Origin of the sequence: Streptococcus sp. 27098_8_99 (assembly GCF_041431935.1) — a bacterium.
GTDB lineage: Bacteria > Bacillota > Bacilli > Lactobacillales > Streptococcaceae > Streptococcus > Streptococcus parasanguinis_D.
Genome location: NZ_JAPVYQ010000010.1, coordinates 68403 through 86397, shown reverse-complemented (window position 1 = coordinate 86397; position 17995 = coordinate 68403). Strand labels below are relative to the sequence as shown.

The following is a 17995-nucleotide window of genomic DNA, read 5'->3' as shown; positions in this document are numbered from 1 at the left end:
ACCGATTTTTGTCCCACTCTCGCTTTTTGTGTTTCTATGCTTTTAATTGTAAGAGTTCTTCAATCTCAGCCAGAGTGCTAGCTTGGGAGATGGCGCCGCGGAGTTTGGCTGCGCCAGAAGTCCCACGGAGGTAGTGAGGGGCGAGGCCACGGAATTCACGAACGGCAATGTGCTCACCTTTGAGATCGATCAAGCGTTTCAAGTGTTCGTAAGCAATCTTCATTTTGTCTTCAAAAGTCAAATCAGGCAGGATTTCTCCTGTTTCAAAGTAGTGGTTGATTTGGTTGAAGAGATAAGGATTACCCATAGCAGCGCGACCGATCATGACCGCATCAGCACCGACTTCTTCGATTCGTTGTTTGGCATCTTGAACTGTACGGATATCTCCGTTTGCGATAAATGGAATCTTGGTCAGAGCTTGTGCAACCTTGTGAAGGGTCTCAAGATCCGCATGCCCCGTATACATTTGCTCCCGAGTTCGCCCATGCATGGCAAGGGCAGAGACACCTGCGGCTTCAGCAGCGAGGGCGTTCTCAACTGCTAGGGAAGGATCCGACCAACCCGTCCGCATTTTAACAGTGAGGGGGATATCAAGGACAGATTGAACCTTATTGATGATGGAGTAGATCTTATCTGGGTCCTTGAGCCACATGGCACCCGCTTCGTTTTTTACGATTTTATTGACGGGGCAACCCATGTTGATATCCACGATATCAGTCTTGGTATTTTCTTGGATAAATTCAGCTGCGCGTGCGAGGCTATCTTCGTCACTTCCAAAGAGTTGGATCGATACAGGATTTTCTCCTTCATCGATATGGAGCATGTGAAGCGTCTTTTCATTGTTGTACTGGATTCCCTTGTCAGAGACCATTTCCATCACAACGAGTCCCGCCCCTAGTTCTTTGGCAATGGTCCGGAAAGCTGAGTTGGTCACTCCGGCCATTGGGGCTAGGACAGTACGGTTAGGGATTTCGACATCCCCGATCATAAATGGCGTATTAAGATTTGTCACGAATGAGTTCCTCCAAGTCATTTTCGTCAAAGTGGTAGTGTGTTTGGCAGAATTGGCAGGTAATCTCTGCACCGTGATCTTCATCTTTCATCTCTTTCAGATCACTAGCTGGCAGACTTGCTAAAGCGTTCAAGAAACGCTCACGGCTGCAGTCGCACTGGAAGCGAAGTTCTTCTTCAGAGAGGCGTTTGAAAGGTTCATCCCCATAGATAGCGGCAAGAAGAGCTTCAATATGGTCTTCGGACTCCAACAGTGTGGAGATGGCAGGCATTTCTTGGATGCGTTTTTCAAAGCGCGCGATTTCTTCTTCCTTGGCATTTGGCAAGACCTGGAGCAAGAAACCACCAGCCACCTTGACCTTGTCTTCGTCATCCAAAAGGACATTGAGTCCAACTGCAGAAGGTGTTTGTTGGCTTTCCGTCAGATAAAAGGCCAGGTCTTCTCCGATTTCACCGGTCACAAGAGGGGTCATGGAGTTATAAGGATTTCCCGTACCATAGTCAGTAATGACCAGGAATTCTCCGTTTCCGACAAATGGTCCCACCAGGACTTCACCAGTTGCCGTCTTCTTAATATCCACTCCAGGATTTTGCACGTAGCCTTTAACATTTCCCTTGGTATCTGCCACGGTGATGATGGCTCCGAGTGAGCTAGTCCCAAGGACTTTGACCGTAATTTTAGTATCTCCTTTCTCGTTTGCTGCCAAGATTTGACTGGCAATGAGGGTGCGGCCAAGTGCGACCGTGGAGCTAGCTTGTGTATGATGTTTTTCTTGGGCTGTTCGTACGGTTTCTGTACTGTCTAGTACATAAGCACGAAAAGCACCACTTTCTGAGATAGTTTTAATAATTTTGTCCATACCTACTATTTTAGCACAAATCAAGCAAAGTGGGGACAAGGAGAATTCTGAAAATCAGTCGTTTCAGAAGAAGGACGAGAAGAAAAGAAAATTCCGAACGTTATTTCTAGAAAGAAGCAATTTCCAAGTAAAAGACGAGTTTCATAGAGAAGTTGGTTTAAAAAGAAAGGAGAAAAATAAACGATAGCCGAGTGGATCTTGAAAAAACATTAAAAATTGCTTATAATAGAGTGTAAGACAAACTTGCAGGTGAGACTCCTGCCCTTAGTTTGAAGAAAGGCATAGATAGGCAACTATCTATGGTATATGAAAAAGAATTATGACATCAGTTGTTGTAGTAGGAACCCAATGGGGTGATGAAGGAAAAGGGAAGATTACAGACTTCCTATCAGCCAATGCAGAAGTCATTGCTCGCTATCAAGGTGGGGACAATGCCGGGCACACCATCGTAATCGACGGCAAAAAGTTCAAGTTGCACTTGATTCCTTCTGGTATCTTCTTCCCTGAAAAGATCTCTGTCATCGGAAACGGCGTGGTGGTCAACCCTAAATCATTGGTCAAAGAGTTGGCTTATCTTCATGAAGAAGGTGTGACAACGGACAGTTTGCGCATTTCAGACCGTGCCCATGTCATCCTTCCTTACCATATCGAATTGGACCGTCTCCAAGAAGAGTCTAAAGGCGACAACAAAATCGGAACGACCATCAAAGGGATTGGACCAGCCTACATGGACAAGGCTGCGCGTGTGGGAATCCGGATCGCGGACCTTTTGGACCGCGACGTCTTTGCGGAACGTCTTCGTATCAACTTGGAAGAAAAGAACCGTCAATTTACCAAACTCTATGATGCAGAGGCTCTGTCATTTGACGATATCTTCGAAGAATACTATGAATATGGTCAACAAATCAAGCAATATGTAACCGATACTTCTGTTATCTTGAACGATGCTTTGGATAACGGCAAGCGCGTGCTCTTTGAAGGAGCCCAAGGGGTTATGTTGGATATCGACCAAGGAACCTATCCATTTGTAACCTCTTCAAACCCAGTCGCAGGTGGGGTGACCATCGGATCAGGTGTCGGCCCAAGCAAGATCGACAAGGTTGTCGGTGTATGTAAAGCCTACACTAGCCGTGTTGGTGATGGCCCATTCCCTACGGAACTCTTCGATGAAGTGGGTGATCGGATCCGTGAAGTCGGCCATGAGTATGGGACAACAACCGGTCGTCCTCGTCGTGTTGGTTGGTTTGACTCAGTTGTCATGCGCCATAGCCGTCGCGTGTCAGGAATTACCAACCTTAGCTTGAACTCGATCGACGTTCTGTCCGGCTTGGATACAGTGAAAATCTGTGTAGCCTACGACTTGGATGGGGAACGCATCGACCACTACCCAGCAAGCTTGGAGCAACTCAAACGTTGCAAACCAATCTATGAAGAATTACCAGGCTGGTCAGAAGACATCACAGGTGTCCGCCACTTGGATGAGCTTCCAGAAAATGCCCGCAACTATGTCCGCCGTGTCGGTGAATTAGTTGGTGTGCGCATTTCAACCTTCTCAGTCGGACCAGATCGTGACCAAACCAATATCCTTGAAAGTGTGTGGTCTAGTTTATAAGCAAATGAAGATAAGAGAGTGGGACAGAAATCGGTCATTCGTTAGAATTCGATTTCATCGTCCCACCTCCGCACAGTTGAGTAGGGCTGTAAAAGCTGATGAAATCAGCGTAGTAGAGCCCACTCAACCACTGCGTCTTGCTCGACAATCCAAAGACAATTGAGAGGCTAGGACTTTTGTCCCAGCCTCTTTTTGAAAGCAGAAAGAGGAAAAAATGTATCAAACGATTTTATTTGACCTAGACGGCACCTTGACCAATTCAGAACTAGGGATTACCAACTCGGTGGCCTATGCCTTAGGAAAATATGGGATTCAAGTGCCAGACAAGAAAGCATTGAGAGTTTTCATCGGTCCGCCCTTGCAGGAGTCTTTTGAGCGCTTTTATGGATTTTCTAAGGAAGAATGTTTAAAGGCCATTGACTACTATCATGAGTATTTTTCCGAAAAAGGCCTTTATGAAAATGAGGTCTATCTAGGCGTTCCTGACTTGCTGGCTTCTCTCAAGCAGGCTGGCAAACAGTTGATTGTAGCTACGTCAAAGCCTGAAGAATTTTCCATTCAAATTCTCAAACACTTTGGTTTGTATGATTATTTTGACTTTGTCGCTGGTGCGACCATGGATAGAAAACGTAGTAAAAAAAGCGATGTTATCCAGTATGCCTTGGAGCAAAATGGGATTACAGATTTGGCGCATACCATCATGATTGGAGACAGGGAGCACGATGTGCTTGGCGCTCAAGCGCAAAAGCTTGATTCTATCGGTGTCCTTTATGGCTTTGGAAGCAGGGAAGAATTGGAAGAAGCCGGCGCCACCTATATTGCTCAAGAAGTTGGCGAAATTGCAGCTTTTATAGGATAACCTTTTCCAAAATATTAAAAGTTTGAACTTTTCTAATCTGCTGAATATTGCTTTATTTAATATTTCTATCGGTGTATACTTACTGTAGGTTAAGTCACACAGATTAAGAGGTGATAATATGAATTTGTCACGATATATATTAAAATATAGTACTGATGATGGTACGTTGTATTTTAATACTAAAACCAATCATTCATTTTTTCTTACGAATGAATTGAATAGAGTAGTCGACAGCAATGATGTGATTAGGAAAGAGTTTCATGCTTATCTTGATAAAAATAAATATTTAAGTGAGGGTGAGTATGAGGTCGAAAAGTATCTATCTAAAATAAGCGATACAGATGCTGAATTATTGGAACTAACAATTTTGACACATGGAGATTGTAATTTTCGGTGTAAGTATTGTTATGAAAAATTTGAAAATATTGCTATGTCAACAGAGACAGAAGATGCCATTGTCCAATTTTTGAAAGAAAAACTTCAGTCCGGGAAGTATAAGTATTTGTCAGTAGGCTGGTTTGGAGGAGAACCACTGTTGGGATATAAAACTATCAAGCGGTTGTCTCCTGTTTTTATAGATTTATGTGAGAAATATCAGATTCATTATCAAAGTGCAATCACTACGAATGGTTATTTATTGACTAAGAATAAGTTTCGATATTTGAATGAAAAATTTAAAGTGACTAGTTACCAGATAACTTTGGATGGAGATGAAGAAAGTCATAATAATCAGAGAGTATTGCAAAACGGTGGGTTGTCGTATAATCGTATATTCGATAATTTGAAAGCAATGCAAGAAAGTAAATTTGATTTTATTTGTGTGATTCGCTTTAATGTAAGTAAAGATAACTATCAAAATGTTAAAGAGTTTTTAACACATGATGGTATCTATTTCAAAGATGATTCCAGATTTAAGATTTCTTATCATAATATTGGAAATTGGGGCAAAGGAGATAGAGATATAAATTACTGCGTTACTTTACTGGATAAAGATGCAAGTTTTGAATTATCTAAGTTAGCTGTAACTTCAGGATATCATATCTCTTCCCCAGAAGTTGTAGTGAATAATAATTATACCTGCTATTCTAATCGAAAAAATCATTTTATGTTTAATGTAAGAGGAATTGTTCAATCATGTACAGTTGCTTTATATGAACCTCAAAATATTTTCGGTAACATTAATAAAGGTTTTGTGAATTACAGTAAACTGAATGATTGGGTTATTCGGCTTGATGCAAGTTGCAAAGAGTGCCCATTTGTTTTAATCTGTAAATCTGGCTATTGTCCGATGGCCAAGCGAATTACGAAGACAAATTCACGCTATCTATGTAAAAGTGTGAAGGAAAAAATTCGTAAAAATTTAGCACTTTTCGCTTTGTCAAAATCTTATAATGACATTTTAGATGTGGACTAGAAAGGAAGATATCATGAAGGTTAAAGTGAATAACAAATTCGATGACAAAATGAATGCTAAACCTAGAGTACTTAACTATAATTGTGATTGTAAATAATCACGATTTTAAATAAATTAGAGAAGAGGATTGTGCTAGCCCTCTATTTTGATGGATGATAATTATGAGAAATATTTATAAGTACATTGATAAGAAGTATCTTTTTCCTATTTTTTTAGGGCGTATTGTGAATAGTGGTTTGGTGTTGGCACAACCTCTGATTTTAACGAAGGCCTTGAAGTTAGATCAAGACGGCCTTTCTTATGGAAAAATTCTCAATTTTGTTTTATTTGGTTTGTCTGTCTATCTTGTTATTTATAGTCTGATGCTGTTTTCAAACTATTCGCACAATATATTCCGAAGAGAAATCAACAAAAGTGTCCGTGCCCTTTTATTTAAGAAAGTCATATTGAATCCTAAATTTTCCAATGATGAAAAAGTTAGTCTGCTAACTCAAGATATGGAATATGTGGGCGATAATTATTTGGAAAATATAAATGTTATGGTGAGTTGGGGATTTGTCGCCCTTGTTACAGCCATTTATATTGTTTCACAAAATTTTCTCTTAGGACTTATTTTTGTCATTTTTACGATTATGAGACCTATTCCTCAGTTCATCATGAATCGTCGTTTACAAGATTCGGGAGACAGCTGGTCCAAGCTTAGAACGAAATTACATGGGCTTGTCTCGGATAGTATGCAAGGCAGCCAAACCTTACGGATTAATCAGGCCATGAGGCTGAATGAAGAGCGCGTGAATGATTTAAACGGAGAATATCAAAAAGCCATCCAAAGATTTTGTTTCACACATAATATTATTTTTTTCTTTAATGGATTTATGGTCTTTTTTAGTCAGGTTGTTCCTCTTGCTTTAGGCTTTTATTTGAGTTTACAGGGAAATTCTATTTCTATTACAAGCCTCATCTCTATGTATGTTGCTGCGGGGATGCTGGTAGAACCGATCCAAACTCTGATGTACAGTGCAGCCAATCTCCAAGGTGCCTTGCCGACTGCGAACCGCCTGTTTAAGATTATCGAGGAAGAACCTGATTTCGAAGAGACAAAGGATCAATTTGTTGAAAATCTCGAATCGTTGCGCTTAAATCATATTTCAAAAAGTTTTGCTGAACGTCAGCTTTTTTCTGATTTGACGGCGACGATTTCAGTAGGTCAGAAGGTCTTAATCAAAGGACCGAGCGGGTCTGGAAAGACGACTCTTTTTCGCTTGATTTTAGGAGAAGAAGTATGTGATGAGGGTGACATTTTCGTTCAGTATGATGGAAATCAAATAACGAGTCATTTCCAAGGGAATATCGGTTTAATTAGCCAGCATCCCTTCCTGTTTAACGATACTATCCGCTATAATCTAACTTTTGGTCAGCCTTTTCAGGACCATGAATTATTGGAGGTATTGGACCGAGTTGGCTTAATAGATGAATTTCAGGATATTTTGAATGTAGAAATTCATAATAATGGTGAAAACATTTCAGGAGGTCAGCGTGTCAGATTAGAGTTGGTTCGTTTTCTCTTACGCGAGAAGGATATTTTATTAGCGGACGAAGTGACATCAGCTTTGGACGAAAAAAATAGTCGTCTGGTTAGAGACCTAATCTTTTCTTTGCCGATCACGGTACTAGAAATAGCCCATCATATTGATGAAGAAGAGCGCTATGACCAAATCCTTGAGTTACGTAAAGGATGAGCGATGCCACAATAGTTGGTTCTGCGACAAAGCGGATAGTAATAAGCCAGCAATTTGTCAGATATTTTTGAGATTCTAAGTGGTGATATTTCCAAAATCATCAATACTCAGAGAACTTAAGCTTTATTTAAGATAGGCCAGCTATACTAGAAGCATAAACAAAGACCTCCTAACTTTGTTTAAACCTCCTAAACTTTTTCATAATAATCTCCCATAAGAGTCGCCCAATCGGCGGCTTTTTTTGTGAGTCGTAAGCTGCCTATGGTATAATGAACAAAGAAACTAAAAGGAAGAAGGAAGAGATGGACTACACGATAGAGGAAAAAGCGATGTTTATGAGGGAAGCCCTGAAGGAGGCGGAGATTGCCCTCGCCAATGATGAAATACCGATTGGCTGTGTCTTGGTCAAGGATGGTCAGATTATCGGGCGTGGACATAATGCGCGTGAGGAGCTGCAGCGGGCGGTCATGCATGCGGAAATCATGGCGATCGAGAAGGCCAATCAGCGTGAAAATAGCTGGCGCCTGCTGGATACGACGCTTTTTGTCACGATTGAGCCCTGTGTTATGTGTAGCGGTGCCATTGGACTAGCTCGGATTCCCCAGGTGATTTACGGAGCGACCAATCAAAAGTTTGGCGGAGCAGGGAGTCTCTATGACATTTTGACAGATGAGCGCCTCAATCACCGGGTGGAAGTGGAAACAGGAATCTTGGAAGCAGAATGTGCAGCCATCATGCAGACCTTCTTCCGCCAAGGTCGGGAACGAAAAAAACAAGCCAAGCTCGCAGCCAAGGCCGAAACACAAGAATAAAAACCGGACCTTTGCAAATCGAACAAATTATGATATAATACCTATCGGAGCAACAGTTCTGCGTGAAGCGGGTCAGGGGAGGAATCCAGCAGCCCTAAGCGAAGTGAACTGTGTGCTCTTTTCTATTGCTCTTGATGAGTCAAGTCCAAGGGACGCAGAAGAATCCTAGAGCAATGGATGCAGTTTTTCCCGCTAGGGAAAAAGCTGTAAACCTATGATAGCCCTTAGTGAATCAAGTCCAACGGACGCGGATGAACTTAGGTGCATTGACGCAGTTCGAACAAAGTGAGAACTAGGTTCCGAAGTATAATGAATCAAGCCTAAAAGGTGCAGATGAATATTGGAGCAGCGAATCTAGTTTGAACGGACCTGAAATGAATTCAGCTGACATCCAATCTTAAGAAGCGTATTTGTTTTCTTGTCAATCAAAATTGTTCTTCTCAATAGGCCTAAAATTTGTTGTCTTACGCAAACGAGTGCTCTCGGTTATGTCCTAAGGTTAGCTTATTTAGAAAAATAGTATAGAATATAAAATGTAAACGTTTTAAAATAGTGAAAGCACTTGCTTATTTTTTCTTAAAGCGTTATCATAAAAGAAAAGAACAATTGGAGGATAAACATGTCACATATTAAATTTGACTACTCAAAGGTGTTAGATAAATTTGTAGCACCACATGAACTAGATTATATGCAGCCTCAAGTGACTGCTGCAGATTCTGCTCTGCGAAATGGTACAGGTCCTGGGGCAGAAATGACTGGCTGGTTGAACTTGCCTGAAGAATATGACAAAGATGAATTTGCTCGTATTCAAAAGGCTGCTGCTAAAATCCAATCTGATAGTGAGGTATTGATCGTAATCGGTATTGGTGGTTCCTATTTAGGAGCTCGTGCAGCTATTGATTTCTTGAATAATTCTTTTGTAAATCTACAAAGCAAGGAAGAACGCAAGGCACCTCAAATCCTCTATGCTGGAAATTCTATTTCTTCAAGCTATTTGGCTGATTTGGTAGACTATGTATCAGACAAAGATTTCTCTGTCAACGTTATTTCTAAGTCAGGAACGACTACAGAGCCTGCTATTGCTTTCCGTGTCTTCAAAGAACTCTTGGTTAAGAAGTATGGTCAGGAAGAAGCAAATAAACGGATTTATGCAACTACAGACCGCGCTAAAGGTGCAGTTAAGGTTGAAGCAGATGCTAATGGCTGGGATACTTTTGTAGTGCCTGATAGTGTAGGTGGTCGTTTTACAGTATTGACAGCAGTGGGACTCTTGCCAATCGCAGCTGCAGGGGCTGATATCAGCAAGTTAATGGAAGGAGCAAATGCTGCTCGCAAGGCTTATGCTTCTGATAAGTTGGCTGAAAATGAAGCATATCAATATGCAGTTGTACGCAATATCTTGTACCGTAAAGGTTATCTGACAGAAGTTCTAGCTAACTATGAACCATCTCTACAATACTTCTCTGAGTGGTGGAAGCAACTGGCTGGTGAGTCAGAAGGGAAAGACCAAAAAGGGATTTACCCAACTTCAGCCAACTTCTCAACAGACTTGCACTCTCTGGGACAATTTATCCAGGAAGGTACCCGTATCCTCTTTGAAACAGTTGTACGTGTAGATAAACCTCGCAAAAATGTGCTGATTCCTGAATTGGCAGAAGACTTGGACGGTCTTGGCTACTTGCAAGGAAAAGATGTTGACTTTGTCAATAAAAAAGCTACAGATGGAGTGCTGTTAGCACACACTGATGGTGGAGTTCCAAATATGTTTGTGACACTGCCTGAGCAAGATGAGTTCACTTTGGGCTACACTATTTACTTCTTTGAGTTGGCTATTGCTCTTTCTGGCTACCTGAATGGTATCAATCCATTTGACCAGCCTGGAGTTGAGGCTTATAAGAAAAACATGTTTGCCCTTCTTGGAAAACCAGGCTTTGAAGAGCTGGGTGCTGAGCTGAATGCACGCCTTTGATTCTTATATGCCTTGAGTTCATTTAGAGTATAAAAAGAGATCCACAAGTTCATTTCTTGTGGATTTTTTAGTACAAGCCTCATAATTAGTTTATTATTTTTTTGAACAGTATAAAAAAGAGTGTCTTAATTCTTTTATGAAAGCGCTGTATAATTGCCTTGTAAATAAAATTTGAGAGGTATCAAAATGAATGATTGGTTAAACATAAAAGGCAAAACAGTTCTTGTGACTGGCGCGTCATCTGGGATCGGTAAGGCAATCGTTGAAGAATTGCTGGAATTAGGTGTCAATGTAGCGAATTTCGATCTTAGCGACAACGATTTGCGTCATCCAAATCTATTATTTGTAAAAGTTGATGTAACTTCTCGCTCTGAAGTAGAAGAGGGTGTTGCCAAAATAGTTGAAAGATTTGGCAATATTGATGCAGTGGTCAATAATGCAGGGATTAATATCCCTAGATTATTAATCGATGCAGAAAATCCTAAAGGTCCTTACGAATTGGACGATGAGACGTTCGAAAAAGTAACGATGATTAATCAAAAAGGTTTGTATCTGGTTAGTCAGGCAGTGGGACGTATTTTAGTGAAAAATGGAAAAGGTGTAATTGTGAACATGGCTTCAGAAGCAGGCTTGGAAGGTTCTGAAGGACAAAGTGCCTATGCTGCCACAAAAGCAGCAGTCTATAGTTACACTCGTTCATGGGCAAAAGAGCTGGGTAAGCATGGTGTACGTGTGGTTGGAATTGCTCCAGGAATTATGGAAGCTACGGGACTTCGAACTCTTTCTTATGAGGAAGCTCTTGCTTATACCCGTGGAAAGACGGTAGAAGATATTCGAGCTGGTTATGCTTCAACTTCAACAACTCCTTTGGGACGAAGTGGTAAACTACGGGAAGTAGCTGACCTTGTAGCATTCTATATTTCAGACCGTTCTAGCTATATAACTGGAGTCACTACAAATATTGCCGGGGGGAAAACTCGCGGTTAAAAAAATGAAGGTGAGGAAGAGAGTTGACCATAGTAAATCGATGGTATAACATTTTAGAAAAAATGGTCTCACAGCCAACTTATTCCTTGGTAGATATGCGCTCAGAGCTGGATATTAGTATGCAAACCTTGCAAAAGAGTATCCAACAATTAAATGATGTTTTGGCTCCGAGTATCCAGATTATCTCACAAGATGATAAGTTAATGTTAGAGGTGTATGACTATACTGAGTTGGAAAGGATTTTATCTGGTAGTTTAAAACGGGAGAGTGACTTCAATTCTTCCAGTAAAAGAATTGCCTATTTACTAAAACGTTTAATTAAGTCAACCTCCCCTCTTCTTATTGACGACTTGGCTGAGGAGGCAGGTGTTAGTAGAAGTACCCTTAATAAGGATTTAAAACAAGTAAAATCTTTGGCAGAGAGTTACTCTATCACTATTTCAGGAAAGCCCAACCGTGGGCTGGAGGTCTTGGGGTCCGAGCTGAATTTGCGCTTGCTCTATATTCACCAAGTGGCCCCTTACTTTGAAGGAAAGACACTCACCGAGGCAACATCTTCTTTTCTGGAGACGCTACTCCAGGAGTATAAAATCCCGAAAGAAACAAAGGAACTCCTTCGAAAGACAATTTCAATTATGGTGGAGCGTATTTATGCATCTAGGGTGTTGAGTTGCCCTATTCCTTACTATAGGAATGATTTAACAGAGACACCTTTGGTTGAAAAATTAATCTATCATATTGAGATGACTTATAAGATTTCCCTCAGTCAGTTTGAAATAGACTTTTTGTGTTTTCCGTTTAATATCCGTTTTATTGACACTTTAAGCAAGCCGTCTTATCAATCTGAACAGCTTGCAAACATTTTTCAAGGGATTGTCAAGAAAGTCAAAGAAACAATGTTGGTTAACTTTGATGATGAAGAATTATTTGAAGAAATCAAGTCTCATCTAGGCCCCTTAATCAATCGACTGATTTTCCATGTGCAAGCTAATGATATATTCCATGGCGAGGTTCAAACTCAATATCCTTTTGCTTTTGAAATGGCGAAAATTGCTGGAGAAGAACTGTCTGCAATTTTTGGTTCTGAATTGGAATTATCTGAAATCGGATATCTGGCTTTGTATTTTGAAATGATTTTAAGAAAGCAAAACTCTGTTGTAAATGGTTCTCGCAAGCAGATAGCAGTAGTTTGCACAACAGGAAGAGGAACTGCTGCGATGATTATTCAGCAACTCAGACGAATCCTTGGAAATGATGTAGACATTACTCAGTATTCTGAAGAGGATTTTAATCTGGATTTGAATCAGGACTATTTCGCGATTTTTACGACAGTTCCTCTAAAATATAAAGATTCTAAATCTCCAGTCATTCAAGTTAATCATCTTTTTGATGATCAATGGCTGCGGGAAGAATGGCAGAGGGCCAATGCTTTTCATCAAAAAAATCTAGAAACAGTCAGCTTACGTTTTCTTCGGTTGAGTCCCCAAAAAACCTATCAGCAATACTTGCTAAATATGGTTGCAGAGTTAGAGAAACTTCAGATGATTGATGAAGGTTTTAGAAATCGGATAATTGATAGGGAGAAAAAACAATCAACCATTTTTGGTGGAGGAATTGCCTTCCCCCATACAATTAACCAGGGTTATGCAAAGACTATTTTAATGTTTGGAAAGCTAGAAGAGCCTTATCAAAAAGGAGATGATTGGATTGAATTTATCTTTCTAGTCGCCATTCCCTCAGAAATTGAAAGCAAAATGGAGAGTGAATTGCTGGAATTGTATGACGACATTTTTCGAATTGCAGGAGAGCCTTCTCTAAAAGAAGCTTTGAGGGCTGTAGAAACAGAGACAGAGTTTCTATCATTTTCTAAGAGCAAAGGAGTATTTTAATGAATTCGCTAATAATTTTCGCTGTATTTGTCATGGCAGCTTATATATTTCAAATGTTCCTCGGCTGGCAGCAACTCAAAGACTTCAATAAGACCTATACGATGCTCCGAAGACTGGGGCGCGTAGCGATTGGCAGGAAGTCCGGAAGAATCAAATCCGGTACGATTGTCATGTTCGCGGTTGATGAAAACGGTCGGGTTCTTAAAGCTAGCAAAATGCAAGGAGTCACAATCTTAGCACGTTTTCAAAATATGGACGATTATGTTGGAGAAGACATCCATTATTTTGACAAGTATAATCCTCTTGTGAGAAAAGAAAATAAGTTGATGCAATCAGCCATAGAAGATGCTAGAAAAGTCTATCTTTGGCATGAGGCAGGTATTGAGAAAGAGACAAGTTCATCTGATTCTTTTCTGGGATTCGGCTTTTATGCGAATTACTTACAATTATCTATTAAACAGTTATTTAAAAAAAATAAGAAAGGGAGTTCCTTATGAATCACATTACAAATTTTGCAGAGAGTTTTATGAAACTCTTCCAATTAGGTGGAGAAACCTTTATTAGCTGGATGACAAATATTGTACCGCTTGTCTTAATGCTATTGATTGCAATGAATACCCTTATCGCTTTCTTGGGAGAAGAGAAGGTCAATTCCCTGGCTAAGATTTCTGCCAAAAATCCTGTTAGCCGGTATATGATTTTACCTTTCATTTCAGCCTTTATGCTGGGGAATCCGATGGCAATCAGTATGGGACGTTTCTTACCAGAATATTATAAACCTAGTTTTGTAGCAGCTCAGATGCAGTTCTGCCATACTTCAAATGGTGTATTTCCGCATATCAATCCTGGGGAATTGTTTGTATGGATGGGAATTGCAACAGGAATTCAAACTTTAGGTTTAAGTCAAATGGACTTAGCCATTCGTTACATGCTTGTTGGGCTTGTCATGAACTTTGTAGGCGGTTGGGTGACCGATTTTACAACTGCTTATGTAGCAAAACAGCAAGGTGTTACCTTGAGTAAAACATTTGATTTATAGAAAGAGTGAAATTATGTCATATAAGAGTATAAAAGTTGTTAAAGGAAATGGCGGTTTCGGAGGACCTTTGGTCATTACACCTAGTGAAGCTAAGCATAAATTCATCTATATCACTGGCGGAGGAGAAAAGCCAGATATTGTGGATAAAATTGCTGATTTGACCGGTATGGAAGCTGTTAATGGGTTTAAAACTTCTATCCCAGATGAGGAAATTGCTTTAGCAATCGTGGATTGTGGCGGTACTCTTCGCTGTGGTATTTATCCTAAAAAGGGGATCCCTACAATAAATATTGTAGCTACAGGGAAAAGTGGGCCTCTAGCTCAATATATAACCGAGGAAATCTATGTGTCAGCAGTTGGCCTTAATCAAATTTCTGCTGCTAATGAAGACGAAAAAGCGACAACTGTGGTAACAGAAAAGCCAACTTACGATACTAGTAAAAAAATTACAGAGCAAAAAGCTGAAACAAGTATTGTAGCAAGAATTGGGATGGGCGCTGGGAAGGTCGTTGCGACTTTCAACCAGGCTGCTCGTGAAGCCATCCAAACAATGCTCAACACGATCATTCCTTTCATGGCCTTTGTTTCCTTGCTGATTGGGGTTATTCAAGGTTCAGGTGTTGGAAATTGGCTGGCAAAATTAATGGTTCCCCTAGCTGGGAACATCTGGGGACTCATTTTGATTGGCTTTATCTGTTCCTTGCCATTCCTATCTCCTTTGTTAGGCCCCGGAGCTGTTATCAGTCAGATTATTGGAACCTTAATTGGAGTTGAAATCGGCAAAGGGAATATTCCGCCCCAAATGGCTCTGCCAGCTATATTTGCTATCAACACTCAAAACGGTTGTGATTTCATTCCTGTAGCACTCGGTCTATCTGAAGCCAAGGCTGAAACAGTTGAGGTTGGTGTCCCTTCTGTGCTTTATTCACGCTTTCTCAATGGTGTTCCGCGGGTGCTAGTAGCTTGGATAGCTAGTATTGGCCTTTATCAGTAAACCTTTGATAGATGCACGTAAACATAGCAACTATTATGTTAAACTTATCTATAAGCATAAGTTTATGACAGATTTGAGAAAGGATGAATAGGAATTAGATGAAGAAAATTTTTGAAGCTAAAGTAATTCAAGTGGGGCCTGAAGCTCAGAATATGATTCAAGATGCCAATATGCTCATTTTGTTTGGAGAAGAAGCTCCGGAAGACTTAGCAGAGTATTGTTTTAAAATCGATAACAAAAATCTTCTAGGTGCAATACTAGAAGGTGGAAAGCTGGTGGTAGATAGTCAGGAATATTCGATTACTGCCGTAGGAAATGTAGTAGAAAAAAATTTAACTGGACTGGGCCATATCACGATTTCTTTTGATGGTTCAAAAGAGGGCAGCCTGCCGGGCACTCTCCATGTTGCAGCAGACCAAGCAGTAGTAATTGAAAAGGACTCTACCATTCAGATTTTCGAAACTGCTTGACCATAACAAAATTTAAAATCAAGCAATTTAGAAACATAAAAGTCAAAAAAATTGATTCAGAGCTTGGACAAAAAGTCCAGGCTTCTGGGTCTAAATTAGAAAAAATAGATGACGCGGTGGTTGATTGGCATCTTCCTTCGCTTTTTAAGCCCCAAAGATTGCCTGATCAACTGTGCGGGGGTGGGAAGATGAACTTTTTAACTTGTTTGAAGTTCTTTCCCACTCCCTTTTTGATAGGGAAAATAATTTATGTTTTAATATTGTAAAATTTGTCATTGTTTTTCAATGTTTTCGCAATATGACAAATCAACAAAATTTATAAGGATAAAAGCATGCCAGAAAAAGACGGTCAAGGTCAAGCGCAAAGAGCTTGAAGTCAATCAAACTAGCCAGCCAGTGCAAGGGAATTTCCAGCAGATGCATCCATAAGGTGTGCCTGAACAGAAGGAAAAGACCAAAAAGGTATTTACCCAACTTCAGCAAACTTCTCAACAGACTTGCACTCATTGGGTCAATTTATCCAAGAAGGAACTCGTATCATGTTTGAAACAGTTGTCCGTGTGGACAAACCACGTAAGAACGTGATCATCCCTACATTGGAAGAAGACCTTGATGGACTTGGTTACCTTCAAGGGAAAGACGTTGACTTTGTAAACAAAAAAGCAACTGACGGTGTTCTTCTTGCCCACACAGACGGTGACGTGCCAAACATGTACGTAACTCTTCCTGAGCAAGATGCCTTCACTCTTGGTTATGCCATCTACTTCTTCGAGTTGGCCATCGCCCTTTCAGGTTACTTGAACGCGATCAACCCATTTGACCAACCAGGTGTTGAAGCCTACAAGAAAAATATGTTTGCCCTTCTTGGTAAACCAGGATTTGAAGAACTTGGAGCAGAACTCAACGCTCGTCTTTAATCAATAGACAAAACGATCTCGCAAGAGGTCGTTTTTTTACTTGCTAAACAAACTCATATTTTTGTCCCCTGGAATCAATTATAAAAACACGATCTAGTTATGTTTCTCAATCATATGGTTAACTGATTGCTATTGTCTCCCTTCGCAAGAAATTTTAAGATAAGTTTCTAAAAGGTCGGATATCTCTCCGATCTTTTTTAGTCTATCAAGACAGGAGTTGGTCCTTGCTTGGTTTTATGTTATAGTAGAAGAGAAGAATAAAAAGGAGAATTCGAAATGTCCGAGAAAGATCAAGAACCATTGATGAAACAGACTCCCTTAGAGGGTGCGCCTCAATTTGATGTGGCTGCGCCGGCATTTGTCCAAAAAGAAGAAGTCAAAGACTTGGAAGTTCCAGAAGTTAGTGGCATTTCAGCGACGGAGACGAAAGCAATGGAAGAAGAGGCAAAAGAGCCAGTTATTTCAGAAACGGTGGAGCTTCCAAAGGTGGATGAAGCAACTGTTGGAGAACATTCGGATGTAGTTGCTGCTCCCCAACCGACTCCTCCATTCCAGCCTGCACCTCAAGCTCCTCAAAACATGGCAGCTGAACCAATTGGTCCGCAAACAGTGCCTGTTCCTGAGACACCTATTCCACAAGCTCCTCTTTCTCCTGTTGGAAGACCGATGGATACTGCAGACAAGAAGGCGATTCGTTTTGCCCTTGGGATTTTAGTTGGGCTTCTTATCGGTGGAGTCAGTGGCTATTTGATTGGTCATGCCAGCCCTAGCACGTCACCATCTAGAAAGCACACTTCTTGGTCAGGCAACCAGTCTGGTTCTTCATCCAATATTGATTTGGACCAGTTGACCGCAGAAGATGCGGAAGCCGATTTTAGCTGGGAGCAGTCTGATATCGAGCAACTTCAATTTTTGACTGGAAAGGATGATGGGGAGAGTCCTGAGGAAATGGTCGACGCTTATGGAAAGGCTAGTTCTGTTCAATTTGATAGTGGAGAATTGAAATTATTCTGGGATGATAACTCTTATAATAAAGAGGTCAAAGCGACCTACTCTAAGAAAGGAAAAGAATTTCAGCTTGTCAAATTTGAATTTAATCAATTTGGGAAAAATCTTACGGTTGAGGATAACTTCGCAGATGGGTTCAAGGTTGGAGATAGTGAGACCGGTGCTGGAGGGACCTCTTACAAAGAGCTTTTAAAAAAATACGGTGATGCAGTCAATCTGACGGTGAGTTCATCTGATGATTCAGACAAGATAGAATTGGTCATGGACTTCCAAAAGAAAAACGGGGACTATGTAGATTTGACCTTTATTCGCCAAGAAAATGGAGATTTCCTCTTGAGTAGTAAAGACAGCTACTAAATCAATGAATAAAAGAAAGAGGCAAGCGCCTCTTTTTTGGGATAAGACGAGACAAATA

At 40.6% G+C, this 17995-nt stretch carries 15 protein-coding genes, 1 other RNA gene and 1 pseudogene; 15 read left to right on the top strand and 2 right to left on the bottom strand.

The features are described 5' to 3' along the window. Positions 1-34: 34 nt before the first annotated feature. A complete protein-coding gene (gene dusB / locus O3605_RS07120) occupies positions 35-1012 on the bottom strand; it encodes a tRNA dihydrouridine synthase DusB (protein ID WP_003012894.1) in 978 nt (325 codons plus the stop codon). Further along, a complete protein-coding gene (hslO, locus tag O3605_RS07115) occupies positions 999-1871 on the bottom strand; it encodes an Hsp33 family molecular chaperone HslO (RefSeq protein ID WP_014714025.1) in 873 nt (290 codons plus the stop codon). Before hslO ends, dusB begins: the two co-directional genes overlap by 14 nt. Before the next feature lie 319 nt (positions 1872-2190). Between hslO and O3605_RS07110 the strand changes: the two genes are divergently transcribed. The 15 genes and pseudogenes from O3605_RS07110 to O3605_RS07040 all read left to right on the top strand — a co-directional run bounded on the left by O3605_RS07110 (position 2191) and on the right by O3605_RS07040 (position 17937). Beyond that, positions 2191-3483 (top strand): adenylosuccinate synthase, encoded by a 1293-nt coding sequence (locus tag O3605_RS07110; RefSeq protein ID WP_003014816.1) that lies wholly within the window; start codon positions 2191-2193, stop codon positions 3481-3483. Positions 3484-3697: 214 nt separating this feature from the next. Beyond that, positions 3698-4342: an HAD family hydrolase gene (locus tag O3605_RS07105; protein WP_003002091.1), complete on the top strand. Its 645-nt coding sequence runs from the start codon at positions 3698-3700 to the stop codon at positions 4340-4342. 118 nt (positions 4343-4460) lie between these two features. Next, on the top strand, positions 4461-5756 hold the full coding sequence (locus O3605_RS07100; protein WP_003016815.1) for a radical SAM protein: 1296 nt from the start codon (positions 4461-4463) through the stop codon (positions 5754-5756). A gap of 161 nt (positions 5757-5917) precedes the next feature. Next, the gene (locus O3605_RS07095; protein WP_371585693.1) at positions 5918-7495 is read left to right on the top strand and encodes an ATP-binding cassette domain-containing protein; all 1578 of its coding nucleotides are present in this window, start codon (positions 5918-5920) and stop codon (positions 7493-7495) included. Between the two features lie 302 nt (positions 7496-7797). After that, positions 7798-8307: a tRNA adenosine(34) deaminase TadA gene (gene tadA / locus O3605_RS07090; RefSeq protein ID WP_049498606.1), complete on the top strand. Its 510-nt coding sequence runs from the start codon at positions 7798-7800 to the stop codon at positions 8305-8307. Between the two features lie 38 nt (positions 8308-8345). Further along, an RNA gene (gene ffs / locus O3605_RS07085) (signal recognition particle sRNA small type) lies at positions 8346-8441 on the top strand. Positions 8442-8926: 485 nt separating this feature from the next. Then, positions 8927-10276 carry a glucose-6-phosphate isomerase gene (locus O3605_RS07080; protein ID WP_008808173.1) on the top strand — a complete coding sequence of 450 codons (1350 nt, stop codon included), beginning with the start codon at positions 8927-8929 and terminating at the stop codon, positions 10274-10276. A 186-nt stretch (positions 10277-10462) separates the two neighbouring features. Next, on the top strand, positions 10463-11263 hold the full coding sequence (locus O3605_RS07075; RefSeq protein ID WP_001000837.1) for an SDR family oxidoreductase: 801 nt from the start codon (positions 10463-10465) through the stop codon (positions 11261-11263). A 62-nt stretch (positions 11264-11325) separates the two neighbouring features. Further along, positions 11326-13152 (top strand): BglG family transcription antiterminator, encoded by a 1827-nt coding sequence (locus O3605_RS07070; RefSeq protein WP_080981318.1) that lies wholly within the window; start codon positions 11326-11328, stop codon positions 13150-13152. Beyond that, entirely contained in the window at positions 13152-13649 is a 498-nt protein-coding gene (locus O3605_RS07065; RefSeq protein WP_001086645.1) for a transcriptional regulator GutM, read from the top strand. Before O3605_RS07070 ends, O3605_RS07065 begins: the two co-directional genes overlap by 1 nt. Beyond that, the gene (gene srlA / locus O3605_RS07060; RefSeq protein ID WP_001015684.1) at positions 13646-14191 is read left to right on the top strand and encodes a PTS glucitol/sorbitol transporter subunit IIC; all 546 of its coding nucleotides are present in this window, start codon (positions 13646-13648) and stop codon (positions 14189-14191) included. Before O3605_RS07065 ends, srlA begins: the two co-directional genes overlap by 4 nt. A gap of 13 nt (positions 14192-14204) precedes the next feature. Continuing rightward, positions 14205-15185, top strand: coding sequence for a PTS glucitol/sorbitol transporter subunit IIB (srlE, locus tag O3605_RS07055; RefSeq protein ID WP_020992831.1), 981 nt, complete (start codon positions 14205-14207; stop codon positions 15183-15185). Between the two features lie 98 nt (positions 15186-15283). After that, entirely contained in the window at positions 15284-15655 is a 372-nt protein-coding gene (locus tag O3605_RS07050) for a PTS glucitol/sorbitol transporter subunit IIA (RefSeq protein WP_008808177.1), read from the top strand. A gap of 440 nt (positions 15656-16095) precedes the next feature. Continuing rightward, positions 16096-16572: pseudogene (locus tag O3605_RS07045) on the top strand (phosphoglucose isomerase-related protein); the annotation flags it as partial. Between the two features lie 276 nt (positions 16573-16848). Continuing rightward, the gene (locus O3605_RS07040) at positions 16849-17937 is read left to right on the top strand and encodes a hypothetical protein (protein WP_049497725.1); all 1089 of its coding nucleotides are present in this window, start codon (positions 16849-16851) and stop codon (positions 17935-17937) included. Positions 17938-17995 lie beyond the last annotated feature (58 nt).